Genomic DNA, 26,942 nt, shown 5'->3' with positions numbered 1-26,942 from the left:
TCGGGGTCATCATGGAGCTGAACGAGAACGCGCGGATCGACACCAGCCAGGTGGAGGACCGGCGAGGCGGCGGTGGAGGCGGCGGTGGGCTGGGCATCCCCATCCCGATCGGCGGTGGCCGCGGCGGCATCGTCGGGCTCGTCATCGCCGTGCTGGTGGCGCTGGTGGGTGGCGGCTTCGGGCTGAATGCCATGACCGGCGGCGGAGAGCAGGGCGACAACACCGCGCTGGAGCAGCGCTGCGAGGCGCCGGACGCGTTGGAGCAGCTCGACTGCCGCAACAGCCTCTACGTCAACTCGATCCAGGCGTACTGGCGTACCGCCCTGCCGGAGGCGTTCGGCGAGCAGTATCGGCCGACCCGTACCGTCTTCTTCGACCAGGCCGTCAACACCGCGTGCGGCCAGGCCGACTCGGGCGTCGGCCCGTTCTACTGCCCGGCCGACTCGCTGGTCTATATCGACCTCTCCTTCTACGAGGTGCTCGCCCGGCAGCTCGGCGCCACCGGCGAGTTCGCCCAGCCGTACGTGCTGGCCCACGAGTACGGCCACCATGTGCAGAACCTGCTCGGCACGAACGAGCAGGTCCGCCGCCAGCAGCAGCGGGACCCGGGCAACGCCAACGACCTGTCGGTCCGCCTGGAGTTGCAGGCCGACTGCTTTGCCGGCGCCTGGGCCAAGAACGCCACCGGCACCGCCGACGATCGCGGCCAGAAGATCTTCACCAGCATCACCGAGCAGGACATCGCCGAGGCCATCGACACCGCCGAGGCCATCGGCGACGACGCCATCTCCCGGCGCGCCGACCGGCCGGTGAACCCGGAGGAGTTCACGCACGGCTCCTCGGCCGACCGCAAGCGCTGGTTCAGCCGCGGCTACGAGACCGGAAACCCGGCCTCCTGCGACACCTTCAGCGGCGCGATCTGACGCGGTGCGGACGGGCTCCGGTCGACGCTTTCGGGGAAGGGCATCGACCGGGGCTCGTCCGTGTCCGACGTGGCGATGCTCAGGTGGCCGGGTCGCGGTCCGTTTCGCGGATCAGGATGTGCACCGCGCGGGCAGCGGCGATCGCGGCCAGCAGCACCGCGTACCGGGGCTCGGGTACGTCGAGCAGCCGGTCGGCGCGCAGCGCGGCCAGTGGGGCGAGCCGACGCTCGGCCAGCACGGTGTCCACGGCCCGACGGTCCCCACCGGCGACGATCGCGTCCAACCGACCGGCTTCGGGCAACAGCAGTCGGACCGCCAGGTCGACGGCGTCGGCGAGCGCGGCCTTGGCCTGGTTGTCGCGCCGCCGGGCGAACCGCTGCTGCGACCAGCCACCGGCGGCGGTACGCCCCTGCACGTACCGCGTGTCGACCTTGTGCACCGGCAGCCGCTCCCCCTCGGCGACCCCGACCGCCACCGCGCCCTTGCGCGCCAGCAGCAGCCCGATCCGGCGGGGTACGACGGCCTCCGCCACGAAGGTGTCCAGGTCTGCGGTGACCGGCGCGCCCGGCGGGGTGTGCAGTTCGGCGGTGGCGCCGTCCGGGGCGGCGAGCAGGAGTCCGTACTCCTGTGCGGTGGCGGCGAACGGGCCGTGCCGGTCGGCGAAGCCGGCCACCCAGCGTTCGGTCCGGCCCGGGTCGATCTCGACCCACCGGCCTCCCCCGGCGGCGGGTCGGCTGCTCATCACCCGACCTTACGGCAGGCGGACGAGACGGCACCGCCGGGCGGGAGCAGGTCGGCGGGCGAGGATCCTCAGTCGCTCGGCGCGAGGTGGACCAGCAGGTCGGCGGAGCGGCTGGATTCGGCGATCACGGCCGCGTTGGCCTGGTCGCTGCCCTGCGCCCAGGCGCGGGCCGCGTCGGGCGTCTTGCCGAAGGCGACGTGGCGGGCGACGAGCCGGTCGAGACGGACCTCTTCGGCCACCTCCAGATACCAGGTGGTGTCGAGCAGGTCGCGGACGAACTTCCACGGATGCGAGTCGAGCAGCAGGTAGTTGCCCTCGGTGACGACGATCGGGGTGGTGCGGGGCACCGGGATGCTGGAACCGATCGGCTCCTCGATGTCGCGCCGGAACGTCGGCGCGTAGACGACCTCGTCGGTCTGGTCGCGTAGTCGGCGGAGCAGGGCGAGGTAGCCGTCCGCGTCGAAGGTGTCCGCAGCGCCCTTGCGGTCGGTGCGGCCGAGTGAGTCGAGGACCTCGTTGCTCAGGTGGAAACCGTCCATCGGCACCAGGACGGCGGCCGGGCCGAGCTGACGGACGAGGGCCTCCGCGACAGTGCTCTTGCCGGCGCCGGGCGGTCCGACGATGCCGATGAGCGTACGGTCGGCTCCCGCCGACATCGCCCGGGCGCGGTCGGCGAGTCCGGCGATCGTGAGGGTGTCAGCCGGCGGCCAGGACACTGTCCACGCTCCCCTCGGCCTGGTGGGTGTCGCGTCCGCAGCCGCACGAGTCCCGGTGCCGGAAGGTGGCCGGCACCACCACGGACTGCGGCGCCCGGTCCGGTCGCCGGATCCGGGCGAGCAGGAGTTCCACGGCGGTCGAGGCGAGCCGTGCGGCGTCCTGCGCCATCGCCGAGATCTGCGGGTCGAACAGGTCGGCCCATTCGAAGTCGTCGTAGCAGACCAGGGCGATGTCGTGCGGCACCTTCAGCCCGGCGCGCCGGATGGCGCGGAGCGCGCCGAGGGTCATCTGGTTGTTCGAGACGACCAGGGCGGTGGCCGGTTCGGCCGAGGCGAGATGTTCGGCGAGACGCTGCTCCGTGATGCGTTCGTCGGACTCACCGGCGATGACCAGACCCGGGTCGTTCGCCAGCCCCAGCTCCGCGACCGCCCGGTGGTATCCGGCGAGCCGGTCCTGGGCCGACATCTCCCGCACGGCGCCCCGGACGTAGGCGATCCGGTGGTGCCCCTGGGCCGCCAGGTGGGCCGTCAGGTGGTGGATCGAGTCCAGGCACTCGGAGTAGACCTGGTCGCCCGGCAGCGTGGACCGGCGGTCGAGGAAGATGGTCGGCAACTGCTCGTCGAGCAGCTTCTGCAGGCACTGGTTGAGCGCGGTGTTGCCTTCGAGCGGGTTCACGATGAGGCCGCTCACCCGCCGTGCCAGCAGGTGGTTGATCACGTCCAACTCGACCTCGGGGTCGTCGTTGGTGTCGGCCAGGATCAGGGTGTACCCGGCCCGGCGCAGGTGCCGCTCGATGTCCCGGATGAGCGCGGCGAAGTACGGGTTGGTGACCACCGACATCGCCAACCCGATGGTGTCCGTGGACTGGGTGGCCAGGGCCCGGGCGGCGAGATTGTGCCGGTACCCGGTCGACTCCAGCGCCTTGCGGACGAGTTCCTCGGTCTCCGGGGCCACCTTGCGCGTCTTGTTGAGCACATGGGACACGGTCGTCGTCGACACCCCGGCGATCCGTGCTACCTCGGCCATCGTCGCCACTCGTTTTGCACCCTTTCCCCCGGCTCGCAACCGGTCCTGCGACTGCCGGGACCACGGCGAGAAGGAGCTCAATCTAACCAAAAGCAAGCCCTTGCGCAAGCGGTTGCGCGGGGGTAAAGTTCCGCCATCTTCAAGGTGCGCAAGCGGTTGCGCATCCATCGAAGTGCTGGTGGGGATGCCCGACGACGCAACACGGCCCGGCAGGACGACGGGAGGCGGAACTCCCCTGAGGTTGGTCTGACTAGTCGACAAGGATCTGGTGGCATGAAGAGGACATTCCGGACAGTTATCGGTGTAGCCATGGCCGGCACGCTCGCCTTCTCGGTGGCCGCCTGTGGCAACGACTCCGCCGCCGACGGCGGCGAGGAGCAGCTCACCATCGGGTTCGTCCCGGGCATCGCTTCCGACCCGTTCTTCAAGGCCATGCAGGTCGGTGCCGAGGCGAAGGCCCAGGAGTTGGGCATCAGGCTGCTGTGGCAGGGCGCGCCGGACGAGTACTCGCCGCAGTCGCAGATCCCGTTCGTCGACTCGATGCTCACCCAGCAGGTGGATGGGCTCGTCCTCGTCCCCACCGACCCGGACGCGCTGCAGCCCAGCGTCACCAAGGCGCAGTCGGCGAACATCCCGGTCGTCACCGTCGACACCACGGTCACCGACCAGAGCTACCTCACCTCGGCGATCACCGGTGACAACCGCGAGGGCGGCCGGCAGGCGGCCCAGACCCTGGCCGAGCAGATCGGGGAGTCCGGTGAGGTCTTCCTGATGTCCGGCTCGCCGACGGCGACCACCAACCAGCTCCGCGAAGAGGGCTTCACCGAGGAGCTGAAGAAGTACCCGGGCATCACGCTCGTCGGCAAGGAGTACGCCAACAGCCAGCCGGCCAGGGCGACCTCCGCGGTCAACACGATCCTGTTGAAGCACCCGAACCTCAAGGGCATCTTCGCCGTGGACGGCACCTCCGGCTCCGGCACCGTGGCCGCGCTGCGCAACGCGGGCAAGGCCGAGCAGGTCAAGCTCATCGGCTACGACGCCTACGAGAACCAGGTGGCCGACCTCAAGGCGGGCATCTACAGCGCCCTCGTCGCCCAGAAGCCCGGCGACCAGGCCGCGCTCGCCCTGCAGAACCTGGTGGACACGATCCGCGACCAGAACGTCGACGGCATCGAGAAGGACGTCGTGATGACGAACGTGGTGATGACCAACGAGAACCTGGCCGAGACCGAGCAGTACCAGTACCCGACCCAGTAGCCGGCGACCAGGGGATACGGATCTCAGGAGGAGGAGCACCATGACGGCCGACACCACACAGGCGGCGAGCGAGACGCGCGCCAGCCGCCTGATGGCGACACTGCTGCGGCAGGACGTGATCCTGCTCGGCGTCCTCGTCGCCATGGTGCTCTTCTTCACGGCGATGAACCCGCTGTTCTTCAGCCGGTTCGCCTTCGCCAACATCCTTCAGGACTGGGCTCCGGTCATCCTGCTGGCGATCGGGCAGACGTACGTCATCATCACCGGCGGCATCGACCTGTCGGTCGGGTCCACGCTCGGGCTGAGCGGCGTCGCCTGCGCGATGACGATGAGGTCCCTGAACGAGGGTGGTACGGCCACCGCCACGACGATCGCCGTCGGCGTGGTGGTGGCCCTCGCCACCGGTCTCGCGGTCGGCCTGGTCAACGGGCTGCTCATCACCCGGGCAAAACTGGCACCCTTCATCGCCACGCTGGCCACCATGGGCGCCGCCGCCGGTCTGACCCTGGTGCTGACCGGCGGCGTCCAGATCGCCGGCGGCCCCGCCGAGGTGATCCGGCTCGGCAACACGCAGTACCTGAACCTGCTGACCATCCCACTGATCGTCGTAATCGCCGTGCTGGCGGTCGCCTGGCTGACGCTCAGCTTCACCCGGTTCGGCCGCTGGACGTACGCGGTGGGCTCGAACGGCTTCGCCGCCCGGGGCGCCGGGATCAACGTCGAACGGCACCTGTTGAAGGTGTACATGCTGGCCGGGTTGATGGCCGGGCTGGCCGGGCTGTTCGTCTACTTCCGGCTCGGTTCGGGCTCGCCCACCTCGGGCCAGGGCCAGGAACTGGCGGCCATCGCTGCGGCGGTCATCGGCGGCACCAGCCTGGCCGGCGGCATCGGGCGGATGTCCGGCACCGTGCTCGGCGCGCTCATCACGACGGCGGTGCTGAGCGGCCTGATCCTGATCGGCGTCGCACCGAACTGGCAGCAGGTGGTCATCGGCGTCCTGATCGCCGTGGCGGTCGGCGTCCAACAGATCAACGTCCGTACCAGGAGGGGAGCCGGCCGTGGCTGACGCACCCATCTACGAGGCCCGCGAGGTCACCAAGTCCTACGGCAGCGTCCGGGCGCTGACCGACGTCAACCTGTCCCTGCGGGCCGGTGAGATCATCGGGTTGGTCGGCGACAACGGGGCCGGCAAGTCGACCCTGGTGAAGGTGCTCTCCGGCGCGCACCGGCCGGACACCGGCAGCGTCTACCTCGACGGCGTGGCGCAGGAGTGGAAGTCGCCGCACGACGCGCTCCAGGCGGGCATCGAGACGCTCTACCAGGACTCCGGCCTCTGCCCCGACCTCACCATCAGCGGCAACGTCTTTCTCGGCCGGGAACGCCGACGGCCGGGGCTGCTCGGCAAGCTCGGATTCCTCGACAACAAGGCCATGGCCCGCGTCGCGCACGAGGAGTTGGAGCGGGCCGGGATCGGCCTGACGACCGGCGTACGGCGCAATGTCAACCAGCTCTCCGGTGGGCAGCGGCAGGCCGTGGCCATCGGCCGCGCCGTCGCCTGGGCCCGCAAGGTGATCATCCTGGACGAGCCCACCAACCACCTCGGCGCCCGGCAGTCGGGCGAGGTGCTGAAGGTGATCGAGGGAGCGCGGGAACGTGGCCTGGGCGTCATCTTCATCTCGCACACGCTGCCGCACGTGCTCCAGGTGACCGACCGCATCGTCGTGCTGCGCCTCGGCCGGGTGGTGGCCGACGAGCCGACGTCGTCGTTCACCCCGGACTCGCTGCTGAAGGTGATCACCGGCCTGCACGCTCCCGGGCCGAAGGGCTAGGCCGTGGCGATCCGACTGCAACTCGCCATCGACGCGCCGGAGCACTTCGCGCTCATCCCGCGAGTCGGCCGGTACTTCGACATCATCGAGGTCGGCACGCCCGTACTCAAACGCTTCGGGCTCGCCGCCATCAGCACCGCCCGGGAACTCGGCGCGGACACGCCGGTGCTCGCCGACACCAAGACGGTCGACGGCGGGAGCCTGGAGGCCGAGATGGTCTTCGCCGCCGGGGCCGCGATGATGACCGTGCTCGCGCATGCCTCCCCCGCCACCCGACGCGACACCGACGAGGTCGCCCGGCGGTACGGGCGGGAAGTCGTGCTCGACACCATCCTCGACGGTGAGCTGGACGTGGAACCGCTGCTGGACGGCCGTGCACCGCAGGACATCTGGCTGGCCCTGCACGCCCCGTCCGACGCCCGGCGGGCCGGCCTCGGCAACGAGGACCACATCGACCGGGTGGCCCAGCGCCGGGCGCGCGGATTCCGCGTCTCCCTGGCCGGCGGCATCGGGCGCGCCAACCTGGCCCGCGCCCTGGCGGTCACCCCCGACATCGTCGTGATCGGCTCGGGAGTCACCGAGGCCACCGACCCGGAAGGAGAAGCGGCATGGATCAGAGCACAGGTCGACCTGTCGACTCCTGGCACCTGAGCGGAACCGAGCTGAGGTCCGTCCTCGCCGCGCTGCCCGTGGACGAGTACGACCGGTTCGTCTCCTGCTTCGACGACGTGGCCGACGGCCGCCTGTTCCTCTCCGGTCAGGGCCGCTCCGGGCTCGCCGCGCAGATGGCCGCGATGCGGTTCATGCACCTCGGCCTGACGGCACACTTCGTCGGCGAGGCCACCGCACCGTCGGTGCGGTCGGGCGACACCCTGGTGATCGTGTCGGGCAGCGGGCGGACCCCGGTCAGCGTCGGCTTCGCGCGGATCGCCCGCTCGGAGGGCGCGAAGGTGCTGCTGGTGACCCACCAACGGGAGAGCCCACTGCGGGACCTCGCGGACGGTTCCATCGTCCTGCCGGCGGACGCCAGCCGACAGTTCGGCGGGACGCTCTTCGAGCAGTCGGCGCTGATCCTGCTCGACTCGGTCGTGCTGGAGCTGATGCGGGGGCTGCCGGACCCGGCCGGCACGATGAGCCACAACCACACCAACCTCCAGTGACCACGTCGACCGGAGCCGGGACAGCACCGTCCGGCGTGGTCGTGGTGGGCGACCTCCTGGTCGACATCATCGAGAACGAGGACGGGACCCGTACCCGCGTTCCCGGCGGCGCCGGGCTCAACCTCGCCGTCGGCGTCCGGCGGCTCGGGACACCGGCGGCACTGGTGTCACCGGTCTCCGCCGACGGCCTCGGCGAGTGGTTGCGGGCCGCGATCATCGCCGAGGATGTCGGCCTGGTGCCGCTGGCCTGCGCGCTGCCGACCGGGACGGCGACGTCCCGGCGGGTGGCGGGAGAGCCGGTCTACGAGTTCTCCGAGGCGATCCACAATCGGCGGTACGCGTACCCGGCGGCGGACGTGGCGACCATGGGCGACGGCGCAGTCCTGGTGGTCAACTCGTACCCGATGGACGACCTCGACCAGGTGGAGGCGCTCGTCGACGTCGTCCGCCGGACCGGGCGGACCTTCGTGGTCGACCCCAACGTGCGGCCCACGCTGGTGCGGGACGTCTCGGCCTACCGGTCGGGACTCCGGCGGCTCGCCGCCGTCGCCGACGTGGTGAAGCTGAGCCTGCAGGACATCGCCGACCTGCGCGTCGAGGACCCCGGGCAGTTCGTGGCCGAGCTGCTGCGTTCGGGGGTACGGGTGGTCGTGCTGACCAGGGCCGCCGACGGCATGTCGGTGCACACGGCTGACGGGGTCGTGGCGACCGCACCCGTACCGGCCCGACCCGGACCGGTCGTCGACACGATGGGCGCGGGAGACGCGACCCTCGCCCGCCTGGTGTGCGGGTTCGCCGAGGACGGCGTCGACCTGGACGCGACACGGTGGCGCGACCTGGCTCGCGAGGCGATGGACCTCGCGGCCGACATCTGCCGGATCTCCGGCGGCAACCTGGCCGCGCTGCGGCCCACAGAACGGAAAGAGCGATGAAGGAACTGAGCAACGCGAGCCTGACTTCGCTGCCCAGCGAGGTCGAGGCACCCCGGTACGACCGGACGGCACTGCGCGGCGGGATCGTGCACTTCGGTGTCGGGCACTTCCACCGCTCGCACCAGGCGATGTACCTCGACGAACTCATGCGCCGGGGGCAGGGCATGGATTGGGCGGTGCACGGCGTGGGCGTACGGCCCGCCGACGAGGGCACCCGCAACCGGCTCGCCGCGCAGGACCACCTCTACACGCTGACGGTGAAGGAGCCGGACGGCAGCCGGCGCAACCGGGTGATCGGCTCGCTGCTCAGCACCGGGTACGCCCCGCAGGACCCGACCGGCGTCGTGGAGCGCATCGCCGACCCGGCCACCCGCGTGGTCTCGCTGACCATCACCGAGGGCGGGTACGGGATCGACCAGGTGACCGGCGAGTTCACCGGCGACTCCGCCCCGATCCGGGCGGACCTGGACGCCGCCGTGCCGAACGCGACGCCGTTCGGGTTGGTGCTCCAGGCGATGCGCCTGCGACGTGACCGTGGCCTGGCTGGGCTGACCGTCATGTCCTGCGACAACATCCAGGAGAACGGCAAGGTGTCGCGCGCCGCGTTCCTCGGCTTCGCCGCGATGAAGGACCCCGAGCTGGCGCGGTGGATGGAGCAGCAGGTGTCCTTCCCGAACTCCATGGTCGACCGGGTGACACCGGCGACGGTGGACGCCGACCGGGCCTACCTGGAGCGGACCTTCGGCTACCGGGACCGGTGGCCGGTCACCGCCGAGCCGTTCCACCAGTGGGTGCTGGAGGACACGTTCGTCGCCGGCCGCCCGCCGCTGGAGGACGTCGGTGTGGACATCGTCGGGGACGTCGAGCCGTACGAGCTGATGAAGCTGCGGCTGGCGAACGGCACCCACCAGGCGCTCTGCTACTTCGGTTTCCTGCTGGGGCACCGGTACGTGCACGAGGCCATCACCGACCCGGACGTCCAGGCGCTGCTGCTGCGCTACATCGACGAGGAGGCCGTACCGACGCTCAAGCCCATCGCCGGGGTCGACTTCCGGGCGTACGGCCGCACCGTCGTCGAGCGCTTCGCCAACCCGGAGATCCAGGACCCGTTGACCCGGATCTGCGCCGACACCTCGGACCGGATCCCGAAGTTCCTGCTGCCGGTGGTGACGGCACAGCTCGACGACGGCGGGCCGGTGGGCATCTGCGCAGCCGTCGTGGCGGCCTGGGCTCGGTACGCCGAGGGCACCGACGAGCAGGACCGGCCGATCGACGTGGTGGATCCGCGTCGGGACAGCCTGATGGCCGCCGCGCGGCGCAACGGGGACACCCCGACCGCCTTCATCGCGGACCGCTCGCTCTTCGGCGTCCTCGCCGACTCCCCCCGGTTCGTCGAGGCCTACGTCGAGGCACTGCGACTGATCCGGGCCGACGGCGTCCGGGCCGCCCTCCGGCAGATCGTGGCGGCACCGTCCCGCTGAGTCGGGACCTGTCGGCGCCGCACAGCCTCCCGGCCCGCCAGCGCGAAAGCGTGGCGGGCCGGGAGGCGTATGGGCGACCGGGGACGAGGCGCGCTCAGCCGACCTCGACGGGCAGCGACGGGTCGCTGGTCCACTCGCGCAGCGAGCCGTCGTACACCGCCACGTCGGTCTCCCCGATCAGGCGCAGTGCCAGGGCGTCGCCGGTGGCGGCGATCCCTCCGCCGCAGTAGGTGACCTTCCGGCCCGGCTGGGCCTGCACCTCCTGGAAGATCTCCCGCAGTTCCGGCACCGACCGGAAGGTGCCGTCAGTCGGGTCGAGCAGCGCGGCGACGAAGACGTTGCGGCTGCCGGGGATCCGGCCGGGGCGGGCGTAGTTGATCGTCTCGGTGGCGTGGTGGTCCTCCGGCGACAGCGAGTTGATCAGGCAGGCCCCGCTGCCGTTCTCCACCACCTGCTTGACCTCGTCCAGATCGGCGAACAGCTCCGGACGGGGCGTACCGACGAACTGGGCGGGCGGGTAGCTCTCCTCGCCGGAGCGGGTCGGGTGACCCTCGGCGGTCCACTTGCCGAATCCGCCGTCCAGGACGGCCACGTTGTCGAAGCCGTTGGCGAGCAGCAGCCACCACACCCGGGTGGCCCAGAAGACGTTGGCCGCGTAGACCACGACCGCCGTCTCCGGGCCGATGCCCAGGCGACCCGCCGCCTCGGCGAAGCGCTCCGGCGAGGGCCTGGTGAACCAGCCGCCGTCCGGTTCGGAGAGGTCGTCGATGATGTCGGCGAACGCCGCCGACGGGATGTGCGCGGTCAGGTATTCGGGACGACCGGAGGTCTGGGACCAGTCCTGGCCGGCCTCGCTCGGCGGGGCCAGGTGCACGGTCGCGTCGAGAATCCGCAGGTCCGGGTGGTCGAGGTGCTGGGCGAGCCACTCGGTGGACACGAGCGGGGTGGGCAGGTCGAGGGTGCGTGCCATGAGTCCTCCTGTCGCCGGATTTCCTATCTAGGCAATCGGGATTACCTTCGCGACAATACGGCCCCTACCTGCGGATATTCCGACGAGTGGTGGAGCTCACCCATCGCTCGGATGGCGTTCATCGACGGACGGCAGGCCGGAGAGGACATGCCTCTCCGGCCTGCCCGCCGATCAGTGCACGGTGAGGTTGCCGCCGGTCAGCGACACCTCGCCGGTCCCGGCTCCCGTCCAGTCGGACGAGAAGACCAGGGTGCCGCCCTGCCAGAGGGTGATCCCCACGGTGTCGTGCCGCCCGGGGGCACCCCGGTCGGTCACCGTCACCGCGAGCGTCAGGCCGGCGGCCACCAGCTTGCCCCGGCCGTCGTAGAGCGCGGCCTGGTATCGCACCGACGCCGACCTACCGGCCGAGGTGATGCCGAGACCGTCGACCGCGGTGGTCCTGACCTTGTAGTCGGTGCCGCCGGACCGGTACGTGATCTCCGCGTGGCCCGACGCCGCCTTCTTCGCGGTGGCCGGCTTGGCGTTCAGGTTCACCGACACCTTCGACGCCCGGTCCGCCGGGTGGGTGCCGGCCGACCGGGTGACGGTGAGGTGACCGCCACCGGTGAGGAATCCGCCGTCGGAACGGGCGACCGTCACCGTGGCGGTGGTGGCCCCGGTGTAGTTGCCGCCGACCGTGGCGGTCACCGTGTGCGCCCCCGCCGGCAGGGTCGCCGTGCAGGCCGCCGTGCCGGTGGTGGTGGCGGTGGCGACCAGGTCCACGCGGGCGGCGCAGAGCGTGGCCCCACCCGCGGTGAAGGTCACCGTGGCGGTACGCAGGTCACCGCCGGTGATGTCGGCCGACGACGGCAGCACGGAGCTGTCCCGCAGCACGGCCCGCAGCAGGACGCGACCGGCGGCACCGGCGGTCGCGGTGCTGACCAGGGTGTCCCCGGCCCAGGTCACGGCCGCGTTCTCCGGGGTGACGGTGACGGTGAACGTGGTGCTGCCGACCAGCCCGGTGCCGTCGGTCACCGTGACGGTGACCGGGTACGTGCCCGGGGCCGCCGAGGTGGTGCCGGTGACGGTCCAGCTCCGGGTGCCGGGGCGGGTGTCCGGCCCGGAGGTGCCGGCCACGGTGAGCGCCAGACCGGTCGGCAGGCCGGTGGCGGTCGCGGTCAGCGCCGACCCGGCACCGTCGGCGTCGGTCGCCCGGACCGTCACCGTCGGTGAGAGCGCGTCGCTGTACTGCACGCCGACCCCGCCGGCCGGGGCGTCGGTGGACACCTCGGGGGCGGAGCGGATGCCGAACTCGGCGTCGTTGACGGCGAAGAAGACGTTGCCGACCGCCTCGATCTTGATCCGCGCCTCGTCGGTCGCCACGTTCGGCAGGGTCACCGTGGCGTCACCGGTGTTCGGCGTGCTCTCGGCCAGCACGTACGGGAAGGTCTCGCCGCCGTTGACGGAGAGCGTGATCTTCACCTGGCCGACGTTCACCGGCGCCACGTCGGTGCCGGCGACGTCCCAGGTGACGGTCTGGGCCGTACCACCGTCGAGCACGGCGGTGCCGGCCTGCGAGGTGACCAGGAACGGTCCGGCGTCCGGGGCCAGCGTCAGGGCGACGTTGGCGCTGCCGATGCCGCCGCCACCCGGCCGACCGTCCCGGGCGGTGAGCTTGAAGTTCAGCGTCCGGTCGTTGTTCACACCGACCCAGTCCCGGGTGGGCAGGAACTCCGAGTAGCAGTCCAGGAGTTCCGGCGGGACGTTGGAGGCGCTGCCGCTGGCCGGCGGTGCCGGCGGGGTCGGGCAGGCGCCCGTACGGGCGTTGGTGTTGCCGACCAGCACCTGCGCGAGGTCCGGGAAGACCCGGGTCGAGTTGGTGGTGACCGCGTTCTGGCCCGGCGAGTGGTACTTCAGGGCGTCCTCGGGCGACACCCACGCCGGCTCGCCGAAGACCCGGAACAGCGGCCCGTTGGTCTTGGTGTTGTTCATCAGTGCGGTGCCGGCGCTGCCGCCCCGGTCGTTCTGCTCCCACAGGTAGGTGAGCGTGTCGCCGTCGACGTCGGTGGCGCTGCCGGTGAGCGCGAACGGCGTACGCACCGGGATGGTGAGACCGTCCGGCACGGTGACCACCGGGGCGTGGTTGGTGGTCTGCTCGACCAGGTGGCCGCCGTTGTCCACGGCTCCGCCCTTGGCGGTCTCGCCGACGAAACCGGTGACGCCGGTGAGGTCGCCCAGGGTCAGCGGGGCCACGTTGGTCGCGGCCAGGGTGCCACCGAAGGTGACCTGGAAGCCGGTGTCGTTGAGCGTGCCGCTGCCCCCGAAGGCGACCACGGTGACCGTCGCACCCGCCGGCCAGCCCGCGATCGACTCGATGGCGGCCTTGATCCCGGCGGTGGTGTAGTTGACCCCACGCACGATCGGCGCCGAGGTCGCGTCCCCGTAGCCGAGGGTGAACGAGTCGCCGGCGGTGTCGAAGTCACGCAACGAGACGGTCTGCACCTCGTTGATCGCCGGCCGGCTCGACGTGACGAAGTTCGTGATCTCGGTGTAGGTCCGGTGCGACCAGTACGGGTCGGTGTGCGGCTGGAGGTTGTCCTGCTGGCAGATGCCCGCGTACGCCATGATCGACGAGCCGCTGCCCGGCTCGTACGAGTTGGCCGCGCTGCGGTTGCCGCCCGAGCAGTTCCACTGGTTGCCGTTGAAGGTGTGGTTGCCGGCGAACTGGTGCCCGATCTCGTGTGCCACGTAGTCGACCGCGAAGTAGTCGCCGATCGGGTTGGGCAGGCCGGTGCAGCCGCGCGCCTTGCCGTCGCCGCCGACCACGCCGAGGCCGGCGATACCGCCGCCGCTGAGCCCGAGACCGATGTGGCCGACGTCGTAGTTGCCCGCGCCGACGAGTTGGCCGAGCACGATCCGGTTGCGGTTGAGCAGGCCGCTGCTGCACCCGGTGAGCTGTGCCGGGGTGTAGCAGCCGGCGCTGCCGCAGGGGCCGTTCGGCTCGGTGGCCAGCGCCGGGGTGTTCAGGTTCGTCTTCTCGGTGTCGTTGACCAGGACCAGCCGGATCGCGGTCTCGTCCTCGTAGATCTGGTTCACCCGGTTGATCAGTGTGACCTTCGCGGCGGTCACGTTCTCCACGCCGAAGAAGGTGGCGTACGACGGGTCGGTCACGAACGCGAGACGGTAGGTACGCAGCGTCACCAGCGGGCCGGCGACCGGCTCGTCGTGCGCCTCCTCGATCTCGTCGTGCAGGTGGTGCGCCGCCGACTCGACGTCCTCGCGCTCGACGAACTCACCGTTCTGGTTCGTCAGGTCGCGGGCGAAGTAGCTGGCGTACAGGCTCTGGTCACGGTGGTAGTAGGGGTCGATGTACCACGCCCCGTCGGCGGATCGGACCGAGGCGTGGAAGCCCAGCGGGGTGAGGTCGGCCCGGATCGTCGCGGTCGGGTCGTCCAGGCCCGTGCCGGCGTACGTGCTGATCTCCGGGTGGGCGGCGGCCAGCTCCGGCTCCATCACCGGCGACTCCACCAGCGCGAACCGCTGGAAGGTGCCGTCGGGGGCGGGCAGGGACACCACCTGCTGCGGCTGGCTCGCCGCGCGGCGCTGCTCCGCCGGTGCCCTCTCCAGCAGGCGCTGCATGCCGGAACGGTCCAGTGTGTAGGCGGACAGGTGCGCCGCCTCGATGGCCGCCGGACGGCCCGACTTGGTGGCGGCGGGCGTGCCGTCCACCTTGCGCCACGGGCCGTCGGCCGAGGGGGCGGCAGCGGCCGGGGCGGAGGTGAGCAGGACCGGTGACATCGTCGCCACCAATGCCACGGCCAGCGTGGCGGCCAGGCGGGGTCGGTGTGACCGGGTGTGTCCGGACCGTCCGCCCGGTCGAGGGGTGAGGAAGCTCCTCAACTCGTCTCCCTGGTGATGAGGGGTGCGACCCACCGCGCCGTCCGGGTCGACGGGCAGCACGGATGATCGATGGATGGGCCAGACCCTAAACGGACGGCGGAGGACGAACATCAGCCGAACAGAGGAAGATCCTCTGGGAGAGGGCCGTCCACGCTCAGCGCAACGCGACTTTCATAAGATCGTCACACAGTCGACGGTCCGTTCTGGAGCCTCAGTCGAGCAGCAGGGCGACGGCGAGTGCCGCGACCGCGCCGGCCAGGAAGGCGCCGGTCACGAGTGCGGGCGGGGCGGCGGGAACCCGGGCGCGACCGGCTGTCGGCCCGTGGCGACGGGCACGGCAACCGGGCAGGGCATCATCGGGTACGTCCGCACGGCGCCATCCTGCGCCCCACGCCCGGCCGCTGCCACGCATTTACCGCGGCTCCCACCGGAGCCTCGGCTGACGGATCGCGGGCTGTCCATCCAGGCGTCTCGTCAATGGGACCGAATTGCGAACACACCCGGAGCGAATTGCCGGACGGCAATCGTTCCCGGCCGAATCATGCGGATCGTTCACGGACACACCCATCCGGCCACCCTGCATCCCCGCTGACCAGAGGTTCGGCCGAGCATCCACAACGGACAGCGGCCACTTCCCGCCGACGACCTGTGTTTCCGCTTCGTTTCCACGAAATTATTCATGATCGTGGATGGCAAAAACCACCATGCTACGGGATTCGGGAGGCGAATCATATCTCTCAACTTCGATGCAATCAGGTCCTACCATCTGTGTCAGTCCGTTCCTCGGTCACCGGTCGGCCCGTCACAAACGGGCCGGCTGCGCATCGAAAGGAGGCGGGAGATGCTCCTCTCCCAGCCGTCCCGGCGTCCCTGGCGCCTCGCCCTCACCGCCGCGGCGACACTCACCCTGGTGGCGGTCGCCGCACCCGCCCAGGCGGCCCCCGCGCAGGGTCCGATCGTGCACGCCGGCGACGCCGCCGCCGTCGCCGACTCGTACATCGTCGTGCTCAAGGACTCGGCGGTGAGCCGGGCGCAGGTCGGGGCCACCGCCAAGACCCTCGCCGGGCGGCACGGCGGCAGCATCGCCCGCACCTACCAGGACGCCCTGCGCGGCTTCGAGGCCCGACTGACCGAGCGAGCGGCCAAGCGGCTGGCGGCCCACCCCTCCGTCGAGTACGTCCAGCAGAACCGCACCGTCAGCATCGCCGACACCCAGTCCCCCACCCCGTCCTGGGGCCTGGACCGCATCGACCAGCGGGCGCTGCCGCTGAACAACAGCTACGCCTACCCCAACGACGGCACCGGCGTCACCGCGTACATCATCGACACCGGCATCCGCTTCTCCCACACCGACTTCGGCGGTCGGGCCGTCTCCGGCTTCGACGCCATCGACGGCGGCAGCGCCGACGACGGCAACGGTCACGGCACGCACGTCGCCGGCACGGTCGGCGGCACCGCGTACGGCGTGGCCAAGGGCGTGACCCTGGTCGGCGTACGGGTACTGGACAACAGCGGCGGCGGCACCTACGCGCAGGTCATCGCGGGCATCGACTGGGTCACCGCGGATCACCAGCCGGGCGAGCCGGCGGTGGCGAACATGAGCCTCGGCGGTGGCCGCGACCAGGCCACCAACGACGCGGTCGCCCGGTCCATCGCCGACGGCGTGGTGTACGCGGTCGCCGCCGGCAACAGCAGCGCCAACGCCTGCAACTACACGCCGGCCAGCACCCCGGAGGCGATCACCGTCGGCGCGACCACCAGCACCGACGCCCGCGCCAGCTACTCCAACTTCGGCGCCTGCCTGGACGTCTTCGCCCCGGGCAGCGCGATCACCTCGGCCTGGATCGGCAGCGACACCGCCACCAACACCATCAACGGCACCTCGATGGCCGCCCCGCACGTGGCCGGCGCCGCCGCCCTGGCCGTGGCCGCCAACCCCGGCTACAGCCCGCAGCAGATCCGCGACCTGCTGGTCGCCGACGCCACCAACAACGTGGTCACCAACCCGGGCGTCGGATCGCCGAACAAGCTGCTCTACACCGGCAACATCGTGCCGCCCACCCAGGACTTCGCCCTCACCCTCGCCCCGGGCAGCGGCACCGTCGACCCGGGCAGCTCGACCACGACCACGGTCGGCACCACCACCACGGTCGGTACGCCGCACAGCGTCGCGCTCAGCGTCAGCGGCCTGCCGGCCGGGGTGACCGCGAGCTTCAGCCCGACCACCGTCACCTCCGGCGACACCGCCACGCTGACCCTGAGCGCCGACGCCGGCACCGTGCCCGGTCTCTACTCGGTGACCGTGCTCGGCACCGGGCCGGAGACCACCCAGGGCGCCACCTTCACGCTCACCGTGAACGGCCCGCCCGGCTGCGCCCAGGGCAACGCCACCGACTACCCGATCAACGACAACAGCACCGTCGAGAGCACCATCGTCATCCACGGATGCGGGCGCGCCGCCAGTGCCACCAGCACCGTCGAGGTACGCATCTTCCACACCTGGATCGGTGACCTGACCGTCTCGCTGATCGCCCCGGACGGCACCGCCTACGTGCTGCACAACCGCACCGGCAGCAGCGCCGACAACATCTTCCAGACCTACACCCGCGACCTGTCCGGCAAGGCCGCCGACGGCGCCTGGAAGCTGCGGGTCCAGGACTCCGCCAGCGCCGACACCGGCTACCTGGACAGTTGGACGCTGACCCTGTGACCTGACGCGACGGCGGGCGGGTCACACCGTCCGCCGCCGCAGCGGCCGGGGAAGGGTGCACCGTCCAGCACACACGACAGCGCCCGGAGTTCCCGGCCATCGGCCGGGCTCCGGGCGCCGTTGCGTCAGCTCAGACGTTGAAGCCGAGCGAGCGGAGCTGGTCGCGCCCCTCGTCGGTGATCTTGTCGGGCCCCCACGGGGGCAGCCAGACCCAGTTGATCCGGATGTCGCCGACCAGGCCGCCACCCGGACCGGTGGTCAGCGCCTGACGGGTCTGATCCTCGATCACGTCGGTCAGCGGGCAGGCCGCCGAGGTCAACGTCATGTCCAGGGTCGCGACGTTGTCGTCGTCGACGTGCACGCCGTACACCAGACCCAGGTCGACCACGTTGATGCCCAACTCCGGGTCGACGACGTCCTTCATCGCCTCCTCGATGTCGGCTACGGCGGCCTTGCCGCCGGTCGCCGCGACCGGCGCGGCAGCCTCGGTGGCCACGGCCCCGTTCTCCGGCGTGCTGGTTTCCTCGGTCATGCCTTCACCTCCGTCGGGCTCGCGCCCACACCGGCGCGTGCCGCGGCGTCCTTGAACGCCATCCACGGCAACAGCGCGCACTTGACCCGGGCGGGATAGCGGGCGACACCCTCGAACGCCACCCCGTCGCCGAGCACCTCCTCGTCCGCCGTGACCTGGCCACGGCCGGACACCAGCGCCACGAACGCCTCGTGCACCTCGAACGCCGCCGCCGCGTCCCGGCCGGTCAGCAGCTCGTGCAGGACGCTCGCCGACGCCTGGCTGATCGAGCAGCCCATGCCGTCGTACGACACGTCGTGCAGCACGGTGCCGTCGGTGGCCACCCGGATGGTCACCTCGTCGCCGCAGGTCGGGTTGACGTGGTGCGCCTCGCCGACCTGCGCCGCCGGGTCGGCGGCGTCCCGCAGGCCACGGCCGTGCGGGTGCTTGTAGTGATCCAGGATGATCTCCTGGTAGAGCGACTCAAGCTGCATCGGGCCGACCTCCCGTCGACTCGCCGGGCGTCGCCCGGTTCATCGGAACACCTTCCGCACCTGTTCCAGACCCGCCACCAGGGCGTCGATCTCCTCGGTGGTGGTGTAGAGGTAGAACGAGGCCCGCGTCGTCGCCGGGACCCCGAAGCGCCGGCAGACCGGACGGGCGCAGTGGTGGCCCACCCGCACCTGCACGCCGAGCGAGTCGAGCACCTGCCCCACGTCGTGCGGGTGCACGTCGGCCAGGTCGAACGAGATCGTGCCACCCCGGCCCACCGGCACCTCCGGACCGAAGATCCGCAGGCCCGGCACGGTGGCCAGGGCATCCAACGCGTAGGCGGTGAGCTGCTTCTCGTGCCACTGGATCGCCCGCATGCCGAGGCCGGTCAGGTAGTCCACGGCGGCACCGAGCGCGACCGCCTCGGCGATCGGCGGGGTACCCGCCTCGAACCGGGCCGGTGGCGGCGCGTACGTCGAGCCGTCCATCGACACCGTCTCGATCATCGAACCACCGCCGAAGACCGGCGGCATCGCCGCCAGCAGCTCGGCCCGCCCCCACAGCACCCCGATGCCGGTCGGGCCGCACATCTTGTGCCCGGTGAACACGATGAAGTCGGCGTCCAGCTCGACCACGTCGATCGGCATGTGCGGCACCGACTGCGAGCAGTCCAGCATCAGCAGCGCACCCACCTCGCGCACCCGCGCGGTGATCCGCGAGGTGGCGTTGACCGTGCCGAGGATGTTGGACATGTGCACCAGCGAGACGATCTTCGTCCGCTCGTTGACCAGGTCCGTCAGCCCCGACTCGTCCAACCGGCCGTTGTCGGTGACCGGGAACCAGCGCAGCGTCGCACCGGTCCGTTCGCAGAGCAACTGCCACGGCACGATGTTCGAGTGGTGCTCCATCTCGGAGATCACCACCTCGTCACCGGGCCCGAGCCGGAACCGCGGGTCGGCGTCGGCGCGCAGCGAGGCGTTGGAGAAGGCGTACGCGACGATGTTGATCGCCTCGGTGGAGTTCTTGGTGAACACCACCTCGTCCGCGCTCGGCGCGTTGACGAACGCGGCGATCCTCGCCCGGGCCCCCTCGTACGCCTCGGTGGCCTCGGTGCCCAGGGTGTGCACCGACCGGGACACGTTGGCGTTGTGCCGGCGGTAGTGCTCGTCCAGCACGGCGAGCACCTGGCGCGGCTTGTGCGAGGTGTTGGCGCTGTCCAGGTAGACCAGCGGATGCCCGTTGACCTCCCGATCGAGGATCGGGAAGTCGGCGCGTACCGCCGCCACGTCGTAGCCGGGCACGTCGTCGTACTGCGGCATCCCGGACGGGATCGCGATGGTGGTCATCGTCGTGACCGGCCCTTCCCTCGGCTCAGGCCCGCGCCGACCCGGCCCCGGCGACGTACCGCTCGTAGCCCTCTTCCTCGAGCTTGTCGGCCAGCTCCGGGCCGCCCTCCTCGACGATCCGGCCGGCCACGAAGACGTGCACGTAGTCAGGCTTGATGTAGCGCAGGATGCGGGTGTAGTGGGTGATCAGCAGCAGGCCGGTGTCACCGGTGTCGCGGACCCGGTTGACGCCCTCGCTGACCACGCGCAGCGCGTCCACGTCGAGACCGGAGTCGGTCTCGTCCAGGATGGCGATCTTCGGCTTGAGCAGTTCGAGCTGCACGATCTCGTGCCGCTTCTTCTCACCGCCGGAGAAGCCCTCGTTGACGTTGCGCTGGGCGAAGGCCGGGTCCATGTGCAGGCGCTCCATGGCGCCACGCAGCTCGCCGCCCCAGGTCCGCAGCTTCGGCGCCTCGCCGTCCAGCGCGGTCTTGGCGGTCCGCAGGAAGTTCGCCACCGACACGCCGGGCACCTCGACCGGGTACTGCATGGCGAGGAACAGACCGGCGCGGGCCCGCTCGTCGACCGAGAGTTCCAGCACGTCGACGCCGTCGAGGGTGACCGACCCGCCGGTGATCTCGTACTTCGGGTGACCGGCGATCGAGTACGCCAGGGTCGACTTGCCGGAGCCGTTCGGGCCCATGATCGCGTGCGTCTCACCGGAGCGCACGGTCAGGTCGACACCGGCCAGGATCGGCTTGAGCTCACCCTCGGGCAGCTTGACCGACACCTGCAGGTCACGGATCTCCAGGGTGCTCATTATCGGGTCACTCCATTACTCGGCGTCAGGCTGACGTAGATGTCGCCGTCGCGGACTTCGACGGGATAGACGGGTACGGGTTCGGTCGCCGGCAGCCCGCTCGGCTCGCCGGTACGCAGGTCGAAGCGGGAGCCGTGCAGCCAGCACTCCAGGGTGCAGCCGGACACCTCCCCCTCGGAGAGGGCCACGGCGGCGTGTGAGCACTCGTCGTGCACGGCGTAGAACACCTCGTCCTCGGCGTGCACGAGCGCGATCGCGGTGCCGTCGACGTCGGCGCTGATCGCGGTGCCCTTCGGCACGTCCTCGACGGCGCAGATGCGGATCATCAGGCGCCGGCCTTGGTCAGGCGGGCCTCGATCGTCTCCCCGAGCCGCTCGCGCAGCTCCTCGACCGGGATCTTGTTGAGCAGCTCGGCGAAGAAGCCGCGCACCACCAGGCGGCGGGCCTCGGCCTCCGGGATGCCCCGGGCCATCAGGTAGAACAACTGCTCGTCGTCGAAGCGGCCGGTGGCGCTGGCGTGCCCGGCCCCGGCGATCTCGCCGGTCTCGATCTCCAGGTTCGGCACGGAGTCGGCCCGGGCGCCGTCGCTGAGCAGCAGGTTCCGGTTGATCTCGTACGTGTCGGTGCCGGTCGCCTCGGCGCGGATCAGCACGTCGCCGACCCAGACCGTCCGGGCGCTCTCGCCCTGCAACGCGCCCCGGTAGCCGACGTAGCTGCGGCAGTCCGGCACGGTGTGGTCGACGAGCTGGCGGTGCTCCAGGTGCTGGCCCGAGTCGGCGAAGTAGACGCCGTACAGCTCGGCCTCGCCGCCCCGGTCGGTGTACTCGACGGTGGTGAACTGGCGCACCAGGTCACCACCGAGCGTGGCCTGGACGTGCACCACGCGCGCGTCCCGGCCCAGCTTCACCTTGAGGTGCTGCGCCTGCACCGCGTCGTCGGCCCAGTCGGCGACGGTGACCAGGGTCAGCTTCGCGCCGTCGGCCACGGTCACCTCGACGTTGTCGGCCAGGGTCGCCGAGCCGACGTGCTCCAGCACCAGGGTCGCCTCGGCGAAGCGCTCCACCTGCACGACGGTGTGCCCGAAGGCCACGCCCTCGGCGCTCTCGCCGACCACCCGCACGGTCACCGGCTCGGCCGGCACCGCCTCCCGGGCGACCCGCACCAGCAGCGCCTGCCCGGCACCGCCGTACGCCAGCGCGCTGACCCGGTCGAACGGGGTCAGCACGCTGCCGACCCGCTCGTCGTCCCGGTCGACGCGCTCCACCGTCACGCCCTCGGGCAGGTCGGCGTACTCGTGCCGGACCGTGCCGGTCGCGGTGCGGTCGTCACCGACCAGCCCGCGCAACCGCTTGAGCGGGGTGAAGCGCCACTCCTCCTCCAGGCCGGTCAGGGCCGGGAAGTCGGCGACGTCGTACGAGCGCAGCGCCTGCGACTTGGTGCTCGGCGGCGGCGCGGAAGCCTGGGTAGTCATCTCGTCCTTGGTCTGTTCTCACGACGACGGTCTGTGGTGCGAAGGTGGCGGGCCGACGCGAGCCGGCCCGCCGGTGGGCGAGGTCAGCCGACCGCGCCCTCCATCTGCAGCTCGATCAGGCGGTTGAGCTCCAGGGCGTACTCCATCGGCAGTTCCTTGGCGATCGGCTCGATGAAGCCGCGCACGATCATCGCCATCGCCTCGTCCTCGCTCAGGCCCCGGCTCATCAGGTAGAAGAGCTGGTCCTCGCTGACCTTGGAGACGGTCGCCTCGTGCCCCATCGACACGTCGTCCTCGCGGATGTCGACGTACGGGTAGGTGTCCGAGCGGGAGATGGTGTCCACCAGCAGGGCGTCGCACTTGACCGTGCTGGCGCTGCTGTGCGAACCCTCCAGCACCTGCACCAGACCCCGGTACGAGGTCCGGCCGCCACCCCGGGCGATCGACTTCGACACGATCGTGCTGCTGGTGTGCGGTGCGGCGTGCACCATCTTGGCGCCGGCGTCCTGGTGCTGGCCCTCGCCGGCCATCGCCACCGAGAGCACCTCGCCCTTGGCGTGCTCGCCGGTCATGTAGACCGCCGGGTACTTCATGGTCACCTTGGAGCCGATGTTGCCGTCGATCCACTCCATGGTCGCGCCCTCGTGGCACACCGCGCGCTTGGTGACCAGGTTGTAGACGTTGTTCGACCAGTTCTGGATGGTGGTGTAGCGGCACCGGGCGTTCTTCTTGACGATGATCTCCACCACGGCGCTGTGCAGCGAGTCCGAGGAGTAGATCGGCGCGGTGCAGCCCTCGACGTAGTGCACGTACGCGCCCTCGTCGACGATGATCAGCGTCCGCTCGAACTGGCCCATGTTCTCGGTGTTGATCCGGAAGTACGCCTGCAGCGGGATCTCCACGTGCACGCCCTTCGGCACGTAGATGAACGAGCCGCCGGACCAGACGGAGGTGTTCAGGGCGGCGAACTTGTTGTCGCCGACCGGGATCACCGTGCCGAAGTACTCCTTGAAGACGTCCTCGTGCTCCTTGAGGGCGGTGTCGGTGTCCAGGAAGAGGACACCCTGCTCCTCCAGGTCCTCACGGATCTTGTGGTAGACCACCTCGGACTCGTACTGGGCGGCCACACCGGCGACGAGGCGCTGCTTCTCCGCCTCCGGGATGCCCAGCTTGTCGTAGGTGTTCTTGATGTCCTCCGGCAGGTCCTCCCAGCTCGCGGCCTGCTTCTCGGTGGAGCGCACGAAGTACTTGATGTTGTCGAAGTCGATCCCGGTGAGGTCGGCGCCCCAGGCCGGCATCGGCTTACGGCCGAACAGCCGCAGGCCCTTGAGCCGCAGGTCGAGCATCCACGCGGGCTCATTCTTCTTGGCCGAGATGTCCCGCACCACCGCCTCGCTGAGGCCACGCTGGGCGACCGCCCCGGCGACGTCCGGGTCGGCCCAGCCGTACTCGTAGTTGCCCAGGGCGGCGAGCTGCTCCTCCTGGGTCAGGGGCTGGACGATCTGCTCGGTCATCTATCTGTCCTCACAGTGGTGACGGTCTTACCGGACTGGGCAGGCGACGAACCCGGAATGTGCGTGGTGCACACCCCGTCGCCGTGCGCGATGGTGGCCAGGCGCTGCACGTGGGTGCCGACCAGGCGAGAGATCACCGTGGTCTCGGCCTCGCACAACGCAGGGAACTCGGCGGCCACGTGTGCCACCGGGCAGTGGTGCTGGCAGAGCTGGCCGCCGGAAGCGATCGTGGACGCACTGGCAGCGTATCCCTCGGCGGTCAACGCCGCGGCGAGTGCCTCGGCACGAGCCATCGGATCGTCCCCGGCGTCGCTCAGGGCGGCCCGACAGCGGGCCTCCAGCGCGGCCACCTGCTCGGCGGCGAAGTCCTCCACCGCGCGGGAGCCGCCGGTACGGGCGATCCACCGCAGCGCCGCGGTGGCCATGTTGTCGTAGTGGTGGGTGCCGCAGCGGCTACGGGCGGCGTCGGTCAGCAGGAACACCTTGGCCGGGCGGCCCCGCCCGCGGTGACCGCGTACGGTCTGCTCGCGGGCCACCACGTCGCCGTCGGCGAGCATCGCGTCCAGGTGTCGGCGGATCGCCGCCGGGCTGAGCCCCAGCGCGTCGCCGAGCTGGGCGGCGGTGGCGGCGCGACGCTCCAGCAGCAACTGGGTCACCCGGTCCCGGGTCGACAGGTCGGCGGCGGGCGCCGCCTCCGAGGTGGGCGGCACCGGGCCACCGGCGGCCGAACCGGCTGCCGGCGGGTGCCCGGGGAACCCTGCCGCCTTTTTCACAACGCCCACGTTACGTAATTCGTCGGGCGCCTGCAAACGCGGGGTCCGGTGATCCGAACCACCGAGCGGGCGGAGTCACCCGATCGGCGTCAACTACGGTGCGTAGGATTCCCACCGTGAAGCGACCCGCCCGGTTCTCGGTCTCCACCACCCTGCTGCGCCGACTCGCGTACGCCAACATCGTCGCGAACACGGTGATCGTCGTCACCGGCGGGGCGGTCCGGCTCACCGCCTCGGGGCTCGGCTGCCCCACCTGGCCCCGGTGCACCGACGACTCGTACACCACCACCGCCGAGATGGGCGTGCACGGGGTGATCGAGTTCGGCAACCGGCTGCTCACCTTCGCGCTGGTGCTGATCGCGGGCGCCACGCTGCTGGCCGCGCTGGCGCACCGGCCGCGTCGCCGGGGCACGGTGCCGCTGGCCCTGGGCGTGGTGCTCGGCATCGTGGCGCAGGCGGTGATCGGCGGGATCACCGTCCGCACCCAGTTGCACCCCTCGGTCGTCGGCATCCACTTCGTGGTCTCGATGGTGCTGCTGCTCGTCGCGTACGCCCTCTGGCGTCGGGTGCGCGAGCCGGACGGGCCGAAGGTGCCGGTGGTGCCCTCCGCGCTGCGGACGTTGACCTGGCTGACCGTGGTGGTCAGTGCCGCGGTGATCGTGGTCGGCGTGGCGGTCACCGGCAGCGGCCCGCACGCGGGCGATGCGAACGCCGTCCGCAACGGCCTCGATCCGCAGACCATCTCCCAGGTGCACGCCGACCTGGTCTTCCTGCTGATCGGCCTGACCGTCGGCCTCTGGCTGGCGCTGCGCGCGGTCGGCGCGCCGGCCCGCGCCGTGCGCGCCGCCGGGGTGCTGCTCGCGGTCGAACTGTCCCAGGGTGTGATCGGCTTCGTGCAGTACCTGACCAACCTGCCGGTGCTGCTGGTCGGCGCGCACATGCTCGGTTCCTGCCTGGTCTGGCTGTCGACACTGGCGGTGCTCTGGTCGATCCGGGAACGTCGCCCGGTGCAGCCGACGCCGGACGAGAGCGCCGTCACGGCCGAGCAGCCGGTGCCCGCACACGCCTGAGGCGCGCCCGGGCGGTTCCGGCCGGCACGGCACCTGGCCGGAACTCCGACGATCAGCCCATCCGGGCGACAATCGCGTCCGCGAGGCGATCGGCGGCACCCTCGGCGTGCCCCAGGAACAGCGACGGCTCGGTCAACTCCAGCTCCACCAGCACCGGCGCCCCGTCCGGGCCGGGGATCAGGTCCACCCGGGCGTAGAGCAGGCGCTCCGGCCCGCCGGGCACGGCCGCGAGGGTCCGCTGCGCCACCGCGAGCTCGTCGGCACCGGCGGTGCGCGGGCTGATCTCCTCGGCCTTGTACAGGCCACCCACCCCGAGGTCGGGCCCGGCGAGCATCGGGCCCTTGCGGATGGCGTGGCTGAACGTCGGCCCGCCCGGACCGGCGAAGTAGAGCAGCGCGGTCTCGCCGGCCGAGTCCACCGCGCTCAGGTACGGCTGGATCATCGCGACCCGGCCGGCGGTGCCCAGTCGACGTACGTGGGCCACGGCGAGGTCCCGGTGCTCCGGGTCGGCCAGGTCGTAGCGCCCGGTGTCCTGGCTGCCCGCGCTGACCGAGGGCTTGACGACGTACTCGCCGGTGTCGGCCGGTGGTCGCCACTGCTCGCCGGGAGCCACCCAGGCGGTGGGCACCGTCGGCACACCGGCGGCGGACAGCTCGTCGAGGTAGCGCTTGTCGGTGTTCCAGCGCACCACGTCGGCCGGGTTGGCCAGCCGGGGCACCCGCGCCGCCCAGGCGACGAACTCGTCGCGGCGGGACATGTAGTCCCAGGGCGAACGGAGCATCGCCAGGCCGTAGTCGGACCAGTCGACAGCCGGGTCGTCCCAGACGACCGGCTCGGCGGTGACCCCGCGGTGGGCGAGTGGGCCGATCACGAGGCGGTCGTCCGGCTCCAGATCGGCCAGCTCGGTGCAGGTGACGAGAGCGACCCGGGGTTTCCCCCGGGTCGACTGGTGGTGGTTAGTCAATCTATCTCTATCTATCCGTGGTGCGAATTTATCTAGCGGGCCATGGTGCGGCGGGCCATCGAACGCCAGAGGTCGTTGCTGGGCCGCATCTGGTCCATCAACTCCCGCTCCCAGGCATTCTCCACGGCGACACCGGCCGCCGCGCAGGCATCCCGGGCAACCCCGGTGTCCTCCGCGAACTGGTCGCCCCACGCACCGTCCGAACCCACCAGGACGATCCGCGCCCCGCGCTTGCCGACGTACTCGATGACCGCCTTCGCCCCGCCGTGTCCGGCGGCGAACGACTTGATACCCGCGACCAGCCCGCTCGGGGCCACGCCGGAGGCGGTCTGATCAGCCGTCAGCGTCGTATCGGAACCATCTGCCATAACGCGAA

Annotated in this window: 26 protein-coding genes; 10 read left to right on the top strand and 16 right to left on the bottom strand. The window is 71.0% G+C overall.

Annotation, left to right across the window (positions count from 1 at the left end; translation table 11 throughout):
• Positions 1–11: 11 nt before the first annotated feature.
• A complete protein-coding gene (ypfJ, locus tag ABT008_RS14450; protein WP_350696590.1) occupies positions 12–923 on the top strand; it encodes a KPN_02809 family neutral zinc metallopeptidase in 912 nt (303 codons plus the stop codon).
• Between the two features lie 79 nt (positions 924–1,002).
• Here the strand turns inward: ypfJ and ABT008_RS14445 are convergent, their stop codons facing one another.
• From ABT008_RS14445 to ABT008_RS14435, 3 genes are all read right to left on the bottom strand, one after another.
• A complete protein-coding gene (locus ABT008_RS14445) occupies positions 1,003–1,665 on the bottom strand; it encodes an acVLRF1 family peptidyl-tRNA hydrolase (protein ID WP_350696588.1) in 663 nt (220 codons plus the stop codon).
• 68 nt (positions 1,666–1,733) lie between these two features.
• A complete protein-coding gene (locus ABT008_RS14440) occupies positions 1,734–2,381 on the bottom strand; it encodes a nucleoside/nucleotide kinase family protein (protein WP_350696586.1) in 648 nt (215 codons plus the stop codon).
• On the bottom strand, positions 2,362–3,408 hold the full coding sequence (locus tag ABT008_RS14435; RefSeq protein WP_350696585.1) for a LacI family DNA-binding transcriptional regulator: 1,047 nt from the start codon (positions 3,406–3,408) through the stop codon (positions 2,362–2,364). The genes ABT008_RS14440 and ABT008_RS14435 overlap by 20 nt, the downstream gene beginning before the upstream one ends.
• A gap of 309 nt (positions 3,409–3,717) precedes the next feature.
• Here ABT008_RS14435 and ABT008_RS14430 point away from each other — a divergent pair, with 309 nt between their 5' ends.
• Genes ABT008_RS14430 through ABT008_RS14400 form a run of 7 tightly spaced genes read left to right on the top strand, consistent with a single transcriptional unit; the run spans position 3,718 to position 10,067 of the window.
• Positions 3,718–4,665 (top strand): ABC transporter substrate-binding protein, encoded by a 948-nt coding sequence (locus ABT008_RS14430; protein WP_350696583.1) that lies wholly within the window; start codon positions 3,718–3,720, stop codon positions 4,663–4,665.
• A 40-nt stretch (positions 4,666–4,705) separates the two neighbouring features.
• Positions 4,706–5,731 carry an ABC transporter permease gene (locus tag ABT008_RS14425; protein WP_350696581.1) on the top strand — a complete coding sequence of 342 codons (1,026 nt, stop codon included), beginning with the start codon at positions 4,706–4,708 and terminating at the stop codon, positions 5,729–5,731.
• A complete protein-coding gene (locus tag ABT008_RS14420; RefSeq protein ID WP_350696579.1) occupies positions 5,724–6,494 on the top strand; it encodes an ATP-binding cassette domain-containing protein in 771 nt (256 codons plus the stop codon). Before ABT008_RS14425 ends, ABT008_RS14420 begins: the two co-directional genes overlap by 8 nt.
• A gap of 3 nt (positions 6,495–6,497) precedes the next feature.
• On the top strand, positions 6,498–7,145 hold the full coding sequence (locus tag ABT008_RS14415; protein WP_350696578.1) for an orotidine 5'-phosphate decarboxylase / HUMPS family protein: 648 nt from the start codon (positions 6,498–6,500) through the stop codon (positions 7,143–7,145).
• On the top strand, positions 7,103–7,654 hold the full coding sequence (locus tag ABT008_RS14410; protein WP_350696576.1) for an SIS domain-containing protein: 552 nt from the start codon (positions 7,103–7,105) through the stop codon (positions 7,652–7,654). Before ABT008_RS14415 ends, ABT008_RS14410 begins: the two co-directional genes overlap by 43 nt.
• Positions 7,651–8,586 (top strand): PfkB family carbohydrate kinase, encoded by a 936-nt coding sequence (locus tag ABT008_RS14405; RefSeq protein WP_350696574.1) that lies wholly within the window; start codon positions 7,651–7,653, stop codon positions 8,584–8,586. Before ABT008_RS14410 ends, ABT008_RS14405 begins: the two co-directional genes overlap by 4 nt.
• The gene (locus ABT008_RS14400; RefSeq protein ID WP_350696573.1) at positions 8,583–10,067 is read left to right on the top strand and encodes a mannitol dehydrogenase family protein; all 1,485 of its coding nucleotides are present in this window, start codon (positions 8,583–8,585) and stop codon (positions 10,065–10,067) included. The genes ABT008_RS14405 and ABT008_RS14400 overlap by 4 nt, the downstream gene beginning before the upstream one ends.
• Positions 10,068–10,161: 94 nt before the next feature.
• Here the strand turns inward: ABT008_RS14400 and ABT008_RS14395 are convergent, their stop codons facing one another.
• From ABT008_RS14395 to ABT008_RS14385, 3 genes are all read right to left on the bottom strand, one after another.
• Positions 10,162–11,037, bottom strand: coding sequence for a sulfurtransferase (locus tag ABT008_RS14395; protein ID WP_350696571.1), 876 nt, complete (start codon positions 11,035–11,037; stop codon positions 10,162–10,164).
• A 171-nt stretch (positions 11,038–11,208) separates the two neighbouring features.
• Positions 11,209–14,916 (bottom strand): M12 family metallo-peptidase, encoded by a 3,708-nt coding sequence (locus ABT008_RS14390; RefSeq protein WP_350696569.1) that lies wholly within the window; start codon positions 14,914–14,916, stop codon positions 11,209–11,211.
• A gap of 211 nt (positions 14,917–15,127) precedes the next feature.
• Entirely contained in the window at positions 15,128–15,328 is a 201-nt protein-coding gene (locus ABT008_RS14385; RefSeq protein ID WP_350696567.1) for a hypothetical protein, read from the bottom strand.
• 429 nt (positions 15,329–15,757) lie between these two features.
• Here ABT008_RS14385 and ABT008_RS14380 point away from each other — a divergent pair, with 429 nt between their 5' ends.
• A complete protein-coding gene (locus tag ABT008_RS14380) occupies positions 15,758–17,626 on the top strand; it encodes a S8 family peptidase (protein WP_350696565.1) in 1,869 nt (622 codons plus the stop codon).
• A gap of 130 nt (positions 17,627–17,756) precedes the next feature.
• Here ABT008_RS14380 and ABT008_RS14375 read toward each other — a convergent pair whose 3' ends face one another.
• The 8 genes from ABT008_RS14375 to ABT008_RS14340 all read right to left on the bottom strand — a co-directional run bounded on the left by ABT008_RS14375 (position 17,757) and on the right by ABT008_RS14340 (position 24,532).
• Positions 17,757–18,158 carry a metal-sulfur cluster assembly factor gene (locus ABT008_RS14375; RefSeq protein ID WP_350696563.1) on the bottom strand — a complete coding sequence of 134 codons (402 nt, stop codon included), beginning with the start codon at positions 18,156–18,158 and terminating at the stop codon, positions 17,757–17,759.
• Positions 18,155–18,631, bottom strand: coding sequence for a Fe-S cluster assembly sulfur transfer protein SufU (sufU, locus tag ABT008_RS14370; protein ID WP_350696561.1), 477 nt, complete (start codon positions 18,629–18,631; stop codon positions 18,155–18,157). Before sufU ends, ABT008_RS14375 begins: the two co-directional genes overlap by 4 nt.
• Positions 18,632–18,670: 39 nt before the next feature.
• Positions 18,671–19,975, bottom strand: coding sequence for a cysteine desulfurase (locus tag ABT008_RS14365; RefSeq protein WP_350696559.1), 1,305 nt, complete (start codon positions 19,973–19,975; stop codon positions 18,671–18,673).
• Positions 19,976–20,000: 25 nt separating this feature from the next.
• Positions 20,001–20,774 (bottom strand): Fe-S cluster assembly ATPase SufC, encoded by a 774-nt coding sequence (gene sufC, locus ABT008_RS14360; RefSeq protein WP_131054272.1) that lies wholly within the window; start codon positions 20,772–20,774, stop codon positions 20,001–20,003.
• A complete protein-coding gene (locus ABT008_RS14355) occupies positions 20,774–21,100 on the bottom strand; it encodes a non-heme iron oxygenase ferredoxin subunit (RefSeq protein ID WP_350696558.1) in 327 nt (108 codons plus the stop codon). The genes sufC and ABT008_RS14355 overlap by 1 nt, the downstream gene beginning before the upstream one ends.
• Positions 21,100–22,245: a Fe-S cluster assembly protein SufD gene (sufD, locus tag ABT008_RS14350; RefSeq protein WP_350696556.1), complete on the bottom strand. Its 1,146-nt coding sequence runs from the start codon at positions 22,243–22,245 to the stop codon at positions 21,100–21,102. The genes ABT008_RS14355 and sufD overlap by 1 nt, the downstream gene beginning before the upstream one ends.
• Before the next feature lie 83 nt (positions 22,246–22,328).
• A complete protein-coding gene (gene sufB / locus ABT008_RS14345) occupies positions 22,329–23,759 on the bottom strand; it encodes a Fe-S cluster assembly protein SufB (RefSeq protein ID WP_117227176.1) in 1,431 nt (476 codons plus the stop codon).
• The gene (locus ABT008_RS14340; RefSeq protein WP_449946589.1) at positions 23,756–24,532 is read right to left on the bottom strand and encodes a helix-turn-helix transcriptional regulator; all 777 of its coding nucleotides are present in this window, start codon (positions 24,530–24,532) and stop codon (positions 23,756–23,758) included. The genes sufB and ABT008_RS14340 overlap by 4 nt, the downstream gene beginning before the upstream one ends.
• A 98-nt stretch (positions 24,533–24,630) precedes the next feature.
• Between ABT008_RS14340 and ABT008_RS14335 the strand changes: the two genes are divergently transcribed.
• Positions 24,631–25,602, top strand: a complete 972-nt coding sequence (locus ABT008_RS14335; protein ID WP_350696554.1) for a COX15/CtaA family protein — start codon at positions 24,631–24,633, stop codon at positions 25,600–25,602.
• 52 nt (positions 25,603–25,654) lie between these two features.
• Here the strand turns inward: ABT008_RS14335 and ABT008_RS14330 are convergent, their stop codons facing one another.
• Both ABT008_RS14330 and ABT008_RS14325 read right to left on the bottom strand, forming a co-directional pair.
• On the bottom strand, positions 25,655–26,566 hold the full coding sequence (locus ABT008_RS14330; RefSeq protein WP_350696553.1) for an ATP-grasp domain-containing protein: 912 nt from the start codon (positions 26,564–26,566) through the stop codon (positions 25,655–25,657).
• Positions 26,567–26,598: 32 nt separating this feature from the next.
• The gene (locus ABT008_RS14325) at positions 26,599–26,934 is read right to left on the bottom strand and encodes a hypothetical protein (protein WP_350696551.1); all 336 of its coding nucleotides are present in this window, start codon (positions 26,932–26,934) and stop codon (positions 26,599–26,601) included.
• Positions 26,935–26,942: the final 8 nt, after the last annotated feature.

The organism is Micromonospora sp. NPDC002389 (genome assembly GCF_040296095.1).
In the GTDB taxonomy this organism is placed as follows: Bacteria; Actinomycetota; Actinomycetes; order Mycobacteriales; family Micromonosporaceae; genus Micromonospora.
Note: the sequence above shows the minus strand (reverse complement) of the source record. Positions and strands in the feature narration are given on the sequence as shown.